Genomic DNA, 10,910 nt, shown 5'->3' with positions numbered 1-10,910 from the left:
AAAAGATAAGGATTTGTTAACGGGTAATGAATATGGAATGGTTGGAACAATTATTAGGAAAAGAGTGGAGTCTTGTACCGGCTGGTGGAGTAACGGGCGATGCATATATTGCGCAAAACGGACAACAGAAGTTATTTTTAAAGCGGAATACATCGCCCTTTTTAGCGGTATTGTCAGCAGAAGGAATTGTTCCAAAATTACTTTGGACAAGAAGGGTAACGAACGGTGATGTAATTTCTGCTCAAAAATGGCTTCCGGGACAGAAGTTAGAGCCAGAGGATATGAAACTAGAACGTGTTGCGAAACTTTTGAAGAAAATTCACTCCTCTAAAGCGCTTGTACAGATGATTCAAAGACTTGGGAAGCAGCCGCTTCACGCACAAGAGTTATTACAACAACTGCAACTGGTTTTAAGAGGAGATATAAGGGATGATGAAACAATTCAGCAAGGCCTTCAATATTTAATGGATTCATTAAAAGCTATTGAATACAATGAATTCGTTGTATGCCATTGTGATGTAAACCATAACAACTGGATATTGTCGGATGAAGATGAGTTGTTTTTAATTGATTGGGATGGAGCTGTAATTGCTGACCCAGCTCTAGACCTTGGTATGTTATTATATTGGTACATTCCGCGCCAGGAGTGGAGTGAGTGGCTCGGTTTTTATGATATTGAAATGGATGAATCGCTGCTTAGGCGCATGAGATGGTATGTGATAGCACAAACGATTTTGTCTATTCAATGGCATACAACAAAAAAACAGCAAGCAGAAGCTGAATATTGGCATCAATATTTACAGCAACTACTTGCTTCAGAATAATACTTAAGAAAAATTGTCCATTCCAGCAATCCACTGAGTAAGTTGTTCTTGATTATTGGAAATATGGTTGTCCAAATTAGAGGAAGATTTACCCGATTGACTATAAGAATATACATCGTTTAGCATTGTTTTAGCGTCACTACTTATATTATCGTTTGCGAGTAACGATTGAATGAGGCGCTCTAATTGCTCGCATTCTGAAACTGTCCCGCAGCAATCACTTTGGTGGTTGACTAAAATATCTTTCAGCACTTCTAATTGATGTTGTTGATTAATTGGCATGAACGGATCATCCTTTCGATTGTTTTTCTCTTCAAATGTAAGAGAAAAAGCTGTTTCGTCATGGAATGTTTAATGCTGTATGTAGTTTTTATCAAAATGGTACATCTTATACTTGAAAGAAACGGACCGAGTGCTCGTACGTACTTGGTTTTTTGTTTGGTAGATTGATTAAAAAAAGAAAGAAGGAATTATTCCTTTAAAATAGTTTTGTAAAGAGAGGGAGACATCTATGCGTTTAAGACATAAACCATATGCAATGGATCGAATTAACGAGTATTCACATATCGTAATCGGAAACCCAGAGGAGCGCGCTGGTAACTGGAAAGAAGTATTTGGAAATGAACAACCAATTCATATTGAAGTAGGTACAGGTCGTGGCCGCTTTATGTATGATATGGCAAAAGCGAATCCACATATTAATTATATTGGAATTGAAAAATTCACAAGTGTTGTTGTAGATGCACTTGATAAATTAATTGAAGAAGAAGTGCCGAACTTAAAGTTAATTAATAAAGATGCTGAAGATTTAACAGTTTTCTTTGCAAAAGGTGAGATTGATCGCGTTTATTTAAACTTCTCAGATCCATGGCCAAAGAAGCGTCATACGAAGCGTCGCTTAACGTATAAAACGTTTTTACGCAATTATGAAGAAGTGTTAGTAGAAGGCGGAGAAATTCATTTCAAAACAGATAACCAAGGTTTATTTGAATATTCTCTTATGAGTATGGCTGAGTATGGTATGTTACTAACTTACTTAAGCTTAGATCTTCATAACAGCGACTTTGAAGGTAACATCATGACTGAATACGAAGAGAAATTCTCTAGTAAAGGTCATCGTATTTACCGAGTTGAAGCAAAATATCGTACAGAGCCTATGCAGTAATGCATAGGTTTTTTTACATCTAAAATAATCAGAATTTTATGTTAAGATTAATTGAAAGGGGGATGTGTAATGGAACAGTTACAAATTGGAGATATAAAAGTAACGTGGTTAAAAGGCGGAAATACACATTTAGATGGAGGGGCAATGTTTGGTGTTGTGCCGAAAGTACTTTGGTCACGTAAATATAAACATAATGACACAAATCATATTTACTTACGAACAGATCCGTTACTTTTACAAACGAAAGATGGAAATATACTCATTGATTCAGGAATAGGAAACGGTAAGTTGGATGAGAAGATGAAACGAAATCAAGGTGTAACAGAAGAATCATCGGTTTATGAATCGTTAGAAAAACAGGGATTAAAGCCTGAAGATATTCAATATGTTTTAATGACACACCTTCATTTTGATCATGCATCTGGCCTAACAAAATGGGATGGGGATCAACTTGTACCAGCGTTTCCAAATGCGAAAGTTTACGTAAGTGAAACAGAGTGGAATGAAATGAGGAACCCAAATATTAGATCCCGTAATACATATTGGAAGGAAAATTGGGAACCGATTGTAGATCAAGTTGTTACATTTCAGCAAGAAATAGAAATTACAGATGAAATCAAGATGGCACATACGGGTGGGCATAGTGATGGACATGCAGTCATCATTTTGGAGAGTCAAGGGGAAACGATGCTACATTTAGCAGATCTCTTGCCGACGCACGCGCATCAAAATGTATTATGGGTAATGGCATACGATGATTATCCGATGACCTCGATTGAAAATAAACAAAAATGGATGAAGTATGGTGCTGAAAAAGAGGCATGGTTTACGTTTTACCATGACGCATATTATCGCGCTGTGAAGTGGAATGAGGAAGGTCATATCGTAGAAAAAATAGAACGGAAAACGAGTATAGAAGCATAAAAATAGGAGGTTGTTCCATCATATTTATTGGAGCAGCTTCTTTTTTATTGTCGGGTTTTGTTGGTAAGTCGATATATTTAAAAAATCGCCGATATAATTTGAGTTACGCTGATATAATTTTAATCAATACCCGCAATTTCAAAAAAATAAGAGGTTCACCTAATGGGAACCCTCCGTTTTATGCTGCTATAACCTCTAAAACAGTACCTGTTTTAGCATCAACTAAAAATTCAAATCGTTCTTGTATATCATCTAACATTGTTGTAAGACCGCCGCGATAAACTTCATATGCGACATCATATTTTTCAAATGTCTCTGGAACCATATGTACCCAAGAGCCAGTAATTTCACCTTTATGACTTAATGCTTGTTTCACCATTTTCAATGCTTTTTCTGAAGAAATATGGGATTGTTCTTGTACTTTGTTTGCAACGAGATAACCAGCTGCGAACCCGACGCCAAGACCTGCTACTAAACCTTTCCAGCTCATATATTCACCTCAATTCTATAAAATAAAAATAGTGTACCAATAATAATTATAAAGCAAATACAGCTAAAAAAGAAGAAACTAGAAACATTTCGAAAATTTCGTTACAATAAAAGAGGTATTCTACTAAGGTTTGAAAGAAGGGGACTTCGTGAATAAAGAGACATTGCAATTATTTCGTACGTTAACAGAATTACAAGGTGCATCAGGTTTTGAACATGATGTACGCCGTTTTATGAAACAAGAATTAAGCAAATATGCGGATGAAATTGTACAAGACGGTTTAGGTAGCGTATTTGGTCTGAAAAAAGGGGACGAAACTGGCCCGCGTGTTCTTGTAGCAGGTCATATGGATGAAGTAGGTTTCATGGTTACGCAAATTACGAAAAACGGAATGCTTCGTTTTCAAACGTTAGGCGGCTGGTGGAGCCAAGTTTTATTAGCGCAGCGTGTACAAGTTATGACGAAGAATGGTCCTGTTATTGGGGTTGTTGGTTCTATTCCTCCTCATTTATTAAGTGACGCGCAACGTGCAAAACCGATGGATATAAAAAATATGTTAATTGATATAGGTGCAGATAGTTATGAAGATGCGATTGAAATTGGTGTAAAACCAGGACAACAAATCGTGCCGATTTGCCCATTCACACCGATGGCAAATGAGAAGAAAATTATGGCGAAAGCTTGGGACAACCGTTACGGATGTGGTCTTGCAATCGAATTGTTAAAAGAATTAAAAGATGAAACATTACCAAATACATTATATTCTGGTGCTACTGTACAAGAAGAAGTAGGTCTTCGCGGAGCGCAAACCGCTGCAAATATGATTCAACCAGACATTTTCTATGCGCTTGATGCAAGTCCAGCAAACGATGCATCTGGTGACAAAACGCAGTTCGGTCAATTAGGAAAAGGTGCCCTTCTTCGTATTTACGATCGCACGATGGTAACACATAGAGGAATGCGCGAATTCATTTTAGATACAGCAGAAACAAACAACATTCCGTACCAATACTTTATTTCACAAGGTGGTACAGATGCTGGCCGTGTACATACAAGTAACTCTGGTATCCCATCAGCAGTAATTGGTGTTTGTGCACGCTACATTCATACACATGCTTCAATTTTACATGTTGATGATTATGCAGCGGCGAAAGAATTAATTACGAAGCTTGTAAGAACAACAGATAAAACGACGTTAGAGACAATTAAGAATAACGCGTAGAGAAGAAGGGCGAAAAACCCTTCTTTTTTTAGGTTGAAGAGATGACCCATCCATGATTGGGAGCGGTCAGTGCTTAATTGGTGTTCGAATGATGTATGAAGACCCCAAGTAGGAAGTGAGAGGAAGGCTGTTTTTGTTTTCGCAGACGATAATGTTGTTAGAAAAACCCTTCTTTTTTTAGGTTGAATAGATGACCCAGCGATGATTGGGAGCGGTCAGTGCTTAATTGGTGTTCGAATGATGTATGAAGACTCCAAGTAGGAAGTGAGAGGAAGGCTGTTTTTGTTTTCGAAGACGGTAATGTTGCTAGAAAAAACCTTCTTTTTTAGGCTGAATAGATGACTTGGTGATATGTGGTAGTGGTTGATACTTAATTCGTATCTGATGCGGATATTAGAATAGAATGATGAATTTTTATAGAGGTGAACGAAATGAAGGTAGTAGTTGGATCGAAGAATAAAACGAAGGTTGGCGCTGTGGAGAAGGTTTGGAAAGATGCTGAAATTACATCTCTTTCTGTTCCTTCAGGAGTAGCAAATCAGCCGTTTTCAGATGAAGAGACGATGCAAGGAGCGATTAATAGAGCGAAGCGAGCGCTAGAGGAAGGAGGAGCTCAAATTGGTATTGGGCTAGAAGGCGGCGTAATGAAAACGGAGTACGGTTTATTTATGTGTAATTGGGGCGCGCTAGCAACAAGTGATGGTAAAATATTTGTTGCCGGCGGGGCACGTATTACGTTACCGGATGATTTTTTAGCACCTCTTGAAGAGGGCAAGGAGTTAAGTGAAGTGATGGAAGAGTTTGTACATAGAAAAGATATTCGTAGTCACGAAGGTGCAATCGGTATTTTTACAGATGATTATGTTGATCGCACGGAATTATTTGTACACGTTGTTAAGTTACTTGTTGGGCAATATAAGTATGACGAAAAGCAAGCATAAACCTTGCACCATGCGTGATGTATGGTAGTATAAAAGAAAGATTATAACATGAAAACATGCACTCGTTAGAGGAGGAAATATAGATGAAGTCATTAGAAAGCATGGAGCAATTCCAACAATTAAAAAATGAAGAGAATGTAGTCTTTATGTTCTCAGCAGAATGGTGCCCAGACTGCCGTTTTGTAGACCCATTTATGCCAGAAGTAGAAGAGAAATATAGTGATTTCTCATTTTACTATGTAGATCGTGATGAGTTTATTGATCTATGTGTAAAATTAGACGTATTTGGCATTCCGAGCTTTGTAGCGTACAATAAGGGTGAAGAAACTGGTCGCTATGTAAACAAAGATCGTAAAACACAAGAACAAATCGAAGAGTTTATTGAAGGTTTAAAATAAGGCAATTTGCCAATTGAATTGTAAAACAACCTCTACCTTCGCGGGGGAGGTTATTTTTTTGGAAGGGAGGAAAAAGAGATGAAGATGACAAGTAAAAAGATGAAAGACGAGTTAATGAAGAAATTATCTCGCCCAGAATGGGACTTTCAGTATGATAGCGAGAAAGAAGTTCTACGTATTGAACAGAAAGACTCTAAAAAAGGTATTAACGTATCGCTTCCAGGAGTTGTGGCAAAATGGGAAGTGAATAAAGAAAAAGCAATTGAAGAGGTTGCTTATTATGTACAAGAAGCGCTAATTGCGATGCATAAAGAAGAAAATAGCGGAGCGAAAATTTTACCTGTTATTCGCTCTACTTCTTTCCCGAAACAAGCAGAAGAAGGAAATCCGTTTATTATGACGGATCATACGGCGGAAACACGTATTTACTATGCGTTAGATTCGAATAAAACGTATCGACTAATCGATGAGCGTCTGTTACAAAAATTAGAACTTACAGAACAGCAAGTACGTGAAATGGCATTATTCAATGCTCGTTCATTAGGTTATGAATTTAAACAAGACACAGTAGCGGGTAATACATTCTACTTTTTAAACACAAATGATGGATATGACGCGACGCGTATTTTAAACGAATCGTTACTACAATCGATGCGTGAAAAGATTTCTGGTGACATGGTTGTTGCTGTTCCTCACCAAGATGTATTAATTATTGCTGATATCGTTAACGAAATCGGTTATGATATTATTGCACAAATGACAATGAAATTTTTTGCCGAAGGGCATGTTCCGATTACATCACTTTCATTCGTATATGAAGATGGAGACTTTGAACCAATCTTTATTTTAGCGAAGAATCGGAAGAAGACAGATGGAAAAGAGAAAGGATGAACGAAGTGAACGTTTTTTACAACCTTGAAGGAATTGGTGACACTTTAATTGTTGCCTTACAAGATATTACTTTAGAGAACCGTACTTTTGATCGCAAAGGAGATGTTGCTCGCGTTTATGATCGTGAAAGCAACGTAACGGGAGGATTCAACATCTTTAATGCATCTTCTTATTTAGAAGTAACAGAAACAGGTAACCTTACATTAACGAAAGAGCTTGTTGAGAAAATCAACGAAATTTTAGCGAAGAACGGCTTTGAAGAAACAGTAGAAGCAGATCTTTCTCCAAAATTTGTTGTAGGTTATGTAGCTGAAAAAGAAAAGCATCCAAATGCTGATAAGTTAAACATCTGTAAAGTAGAAATCGGTACAGAAACATTACAAATCGTATGTGGCGCACCAAACGTTGATGCAGGACAAAAAGTTGTCGTTGCAAAAATCGGTGCTGTAATGCCAAGCGGTATGTTAATCAAGCCAGCTGAGCTTCGCGGTGTTCCTTCTTCTGGAATGATCTGCTCTGCACGTGAATTAGAGCTTCCAGACGCTCCACAAGAAAAAGGTATTCTTGTATTAGAAGATAGTTTTGAAGTTGGACAAGAATTTAAATTTTAATTGATATAAGAAAAGAGAGGTTGTCCTTTTGGGCAGCCTCTCTTTTTTGTCATTTTTGTTGGTAAGTCGAAATTTCGTGTTGAATCGTTAATATATTGAGAGTTGTGATAGATATACTCAAAAAATCGTAAATATGATAAAGGTGTCACCTTTTGTCTTAAAATCTATATTGTATTTTATAAACAAACTAGTTAAAATTTAGAAAAATAGAAGGGGATAGACGTATGAAACAACAACCAAAAATCGCAGAACTTCTAAAACGAATTGAAGCTTCAAAACAGCAAGATGTTGAGCTAGGTACTTATGAAATATATGTGTTTAGTGAAAGTGAATTAGAAAAAGGACAAATCGGTTACCGATATGATAAACATAAAAAGTCATTAATAAGTGAAGAAAACGGAAAGTGGCAAGAAGGATGGATTGCAATTGGATATGAAACGGATATGGGCGATCCAGTTTTCGTAAATATAGATGATGACGCTTATCCAGTTTATACTGCAGAACGTGGTACAGAAACATGGCAGCCAGTTTATATTGGAAATATGGATGAGATTATAGGGCAATTATAAGAAAAACTTTGAATCCGGTGCAAAGTGATGGGAGAGAAGTATGAAGTATATAAAAATAATGAGCATGATTGCATTCATTGGAATATATATGGCCGGTTGTTCACAAGAGCAGCCGAAAAAAGAAACTACATCTTCTATACAAGAGAAAAACAAAGATACCAAAGAAGACGCACCGGTAGAAAAGCAGCAAGAACAAGAAAAGAACGAAGTATCGCAAGTAGAACATAGGCAAGAGGAAGTATCAGCCGAGGGAAAGAAAGAAGAAACTACGCCAGTGCAGCCAATTGAGCAACCAGTGCAAAATAATGAACAAAAAGTAGAGAGTAATGAAAAGCAAGGAAAGTTTCTCGTCGTTATTGATCCAGGGCATCAACAAAAAGCGAATTTAAATTTAGAGCCGATTGGACCGGGGGCAACAACGCAAAAATATAAAGTGACAGACGGTACAACAGGTGTTGTGACGAAAAAGAGAGAGGCTGTACTTGTATTAGAAATGGCTTTTTTATTAAAAGAAAAGCTTGAAGAAAAAGGGATACAAGTGTTAATGACAAGAACGTCACAAGACGTTGATATAAGTAATAAAGAACGGGCGACATTCGCAAATAATCATAAGGCTAATTTATTTTTACGTCTTCATGCAGATGGTTCTGAAAATCCAAACCAAAGTGGATTTGCTGTATTGACGCCGGCAGAAGGAAGTCCGTATACGAAAGAGATTTATGCGGAAAGTCTTCAAATCTCTCAAACGATAGTAAATAAAATGAGAGAAAATCAGCAAGTGAAAGTAAATGGAATTAAATTTAGGGATGACCTTTCTGGATTCAATTGGTCCAAAGTACCTGGCGTACTATTAGAACTTGGGTTTATGTCAAACTATGAAGAAGACAAAAAATTATCTGACCCGCAGTATGTAAATTCTTTATTGCAAAGTGTAACGGATAGTGTAGATGCATATCGGAAGAGTAAAGCTTAAACGCAGTCTTACATGAAAGGCTGCGTTTTTCCATATGAAAACACTCGTAAATTAGAATATTGTGGATAAATATGACATGCTTAATTTTACCTGCACTTTTTGCCGAATGCTGATACAATAAAGGATGTTACTATTTAGTAGAAAGAGTGGTAAGCATGTTAGATTGGATGAAAAAGCTGTTTAACAAAGAGGAAGAACAAACAGCGATGAATAAAGAAGTACCAAAGCAAATTGAAAGTCAGCCGAAAATTCCTCGTGTAAACCACTACACTGAAGCAAGAGAAGCACAAATGGCAAGTAGGAATGCAGGTAAATGCCGTTTTCCTTTAGTACCGGATAATGGGTTCGATGAAGAGGATGAAAGCGAAGTAAATCGCTTTGAAGAACAACCTGTTCAAGGAGTAGCATATGAAGAACCGACTGCCCAAAGAGGAATAAAGGTGGAAAGAAGCAGACGACCGTATGTGGAAAAGGTAGTTTCTACATATGAAGAGCCGGAAGTGCAATATGAACCGGTGCGGGAGTCTATCGTTAAAAAGGTATCTGCACCTTCGCAAGAGAGTAACCGTAGACCATTTCGTCCAACAGAAATGATTTCGCCAATTTATGGATATAATCGTCCTTCAGTAGAGAAAAAGGTTGAAAAGCAGGAGGAAGTAAAAGAAAGAGAAGATCTTGAAATATCTGTAGAGGGAAAAGCAGTTGTTGATGCATGGTTAGAGAAAAAAGGATATAAATTATCTGATTTCTCAGAAGGACAAGCAACGTCTTCTGCTCCAGGTGAAGTAGTTGAACAGAAAGGCCAACAGAGCAAAAAAGAAGAAAAATCAGTTGTTGATCAATGGCTAGAGAAAAACGGTTATGAAATTGAACGCCAAGTGCCTTTAGTAGAAGAAAAAGAAGTGATTAAAGAAATGAGTACACCGCAGGAAGTTTCAGCGGATGAATTACTTCATAAAACAGTAGCTGAGCAGATGGAAAGTGCTAAGCTAGAAAAAGATGTAGTGGTGTTAAACGAAAACAATCTACAAGAAGAATTAGTAGCTTCTAAAGTAGAGCACGAGGATACAATATTATCAGAAGAAATTAAACGTAATACAGAAATAAAACAACCTACTATTGAAGTAGAAAAGCAAGCTCCAGAAGAATCAGTGATTGTCAAAGCAGAAGAAAAACTTGAAGAAACAATCATTGTGGAAATACCAGAAGAGCTAGAAGAAGTGGAAGTAATTACAGAAACAGAAGAGCTAGAAGAAGTAGAAGTAATTGCAGAAACGGAAGAGTCAGAAGAAGTAGAAGTAATCGCAGAAGCAGAAGAGTCAGAAGAAGTGGAAGTAATTGCGGAAACAGAAGAGCTAGAAGAAGTAGAAGTGATTGCGGAAACGGAAGAGCTAGAAGAAGTGGAAGTAATTGCGGAAACAGAAGAGCTAGAAGAAGTAGAAGTAATTGCGGAAACGGAAGAGCTAGAAGAAGTGGAAGTAATTGCGGAAACAGAAGAGCTAGAAGAAGTGGAAGTAATTGCGGAAACAGAAGAGCTAGAAGAAGTAGAAGTAATTGCGGAAACGGAAGAGCTAGAAGAAGTGGAAGTAATTGCGGAAACAGAAGAGCTAGAAGAAGTAGAAGTGATCGCAGAAACAAAAGCGCCTGTAGTAGAGACATTTGTAGCACTTGAGGAAATTCAGCAAGAAGATGAAGTAATTGAACAAAACAATGAATTCATACATGTAGCTGAGGCTGATGAACAGACAAAGAACGATGTTCAAAGCTTTGCGAATGTTTTAATTGCAGAAACAGAAGAAAATAAACGAGTTGAAGAAGAAGCACCGGTCGTAGAAGAGCAATCAGTTGAAGAAGAAGCACCGGTCGTAGAAGAGCAATCAGTTGAAGAAGAAGCACCGGTCG

General features: G+C 37.4%; 12 protein-coding genes and 1 pseudogene. 11 read left to right on the top strand and 2 right to left on the bottom strand.

Features of this window, described 5'->3' with window-relative positions:
• The first annotated feature begins 26 nt into the window (after positions 1-26).
• Positions 27-824 carry a phosphotransferase family protein gene (locus ATL10_RS25865; protein WP_002094168.1) on the top strand — a complete coding sequence of 266 codons (798 nt, stop codon included), beginning with the start codon at positions 27-29 and terminating at the stop codon, positions 822-824.
• A gap of 3 nt (positions 825-827) precedes the next feature.
• On the opposite strand, the gene ATL10_RS25860 is transcribed toward ATL10_RS25865, so the two are convergent.
• Positions 828-1,106, bottom strand: coding sequence for a YtzH-like family protein (locus tag ATL10_RS25860; RefSeq protein ID WP_001122235.1), 279 nt, complete (start codon positions 1,104-1,106; stop codon positions 828-830).
• A gap of 229 nt (positions 1,107-1,335) precedes the next feature.
• Here ATL10_RS25860 and trmB point away from each other — a divergent pair, with 229 nt between their 5' ends.
• A complete protein-coding gene (gene trmB, locus ATL10_RS25855; protein ID WP_001239383.1) occupies positions 1,336-1,989 on the top strand; it encodes a tRNA (guanosine(46)-N7)-methyltransferase TrmB in 654 nt (217 codons plus the stop codon).
• A gap of 69 nt (positions 1,990-2,058) precedes the next feature.
• Entirely contained in the window at positions 2,059-2,913 is an 855-nt protein-coding gene (locus tag ATL10_RS25850; RefSeq protein WP_098284218.1) for a YtnP family quorum-quenching lactonase, read from the top strand.
• Positions 2,914-3,091: 178 nt separating this feature from the next.
• Here the strand turns inward: ATL10_RS25850 and ATL10_RS25845 are convergent, their stop codons facing one another.
• On the bottom strand, positions 3,092-3,403 hold the full coding sequence (locus tag ATL10_RS25845) for a PepSY domain-containing protein (RefSeq protein ID WP_000118541.1): 312 nt from the start codon (positions 3,401-3,403) through the stop codon (positions 3,092-3,094).
• 148 nt (positions 3,404-3,551) lie between these two features.
• Between ATL10_RS25845 and ATL10_RS25840 the strand changes: the two genes are divergently transcribed.
• The 8 genes and pseudogenes from ATL10_RS25840 to ATL10_RS25805 all read left to right on the top strand — a co-directional run.
• Complete coding sequence (locus ATL10_RS25840) at positions 3,552-4,625, top strand: M42 family metallopeptidase (RefSeq protein ID WP_001031517.1); 1,074 nt, start codon at positions 3,552-3,554, stop codon at positions 4,623-4,625.
• 431 nt (positions 4,626-5,056) lie between these two features.
• Positions 5,057-5,566 (top strand): DUF84 family protein, encoded by a 510-nt coding sequence (locus tag ATL10_RS25835; RefSeq protein ID WP_000869932.1) that lies wholly within the window; start codon positions 5,057-5,059, stop codon positions 5,564-5,566.
• Positions 5,567-5,649: 83 nt separating this feature from the next.
• Positions 5,650-5,964 carry a thioredoxin family protein gene (locus ATL10_RS25830; RefSeq protein WP_000838193.1) on the top strand — a complete coding sequence of 105 codons (315 nt, stop codon included), beginning with the start codon at positions 5,650-5,652 and terminating at the stop codon, positions 5,962-5,964.
• Between the two features lie 78 nt (positions 5,965-6,042).
• Positions 6,043-6,855, top strand: coding sequence for a DUF1444 domain-containing protein (locus tag ATL10_RS25825; protein WP_000784605.1), 813 nt, complete (start codon positions 6,043-6,045; stop codon positions 6,853-6,855).
• Entirely contained in the window at positions 6,852-7,466 is a 615-nt protein-coding gene (gene ytpR, locus ATL10_RS25820; protein WP_001006777.1) for a YtpR family tRNA-binding protein, read from the top strand. The genes ATL10_RS25825 and ytpR overlap by 4 nt, the downstream gene beginning before the upstream one ends.
• Positions 7,467-7,690: 224 nt before the next feature.
• On the top strand, positions 7,691-8,035 hold the full coding sequence (locus ATL10_RS25815) for a thiamine transporter (protein ID WP_110497807.1): 345 nt from the start codon (positions 7,691-7,693) through the stop codon (positions 8,033-8,035).
• 40 nt (positions 8,036-8,075) lie between these two features.
• Entirely contained in the window at positions 8,076-9,008 is a 933-nt protein-coding gene (locus ATL10_RS25810) for an N-acetylmuramoyl-L-alanine amidase (RefSeq protein ID WP_142670011.1), read from the top strand.
• 155 nt (positions 9,009-9,163) lie between these two features.
• A pseudogene (locus ATL10_RS25805) lies at positions 9,164-10,910 on the top strand (DNA translocase FtsK); the annotation flags it as partial.

Source organism: Bacillus sp. 196mf (genome assembly GCF_003217275.1).
Lineage (GTDB): Bacteria > Bacillota > Bacilli > Bacillales > Bacillaceae_G > Bacillus_A > Bacillus_A thuringiensis_S.
Note: the sequence above shows the minus strand (reverse complement) of the source record. Positions and strands in the feature narration are given on the sequence as shown.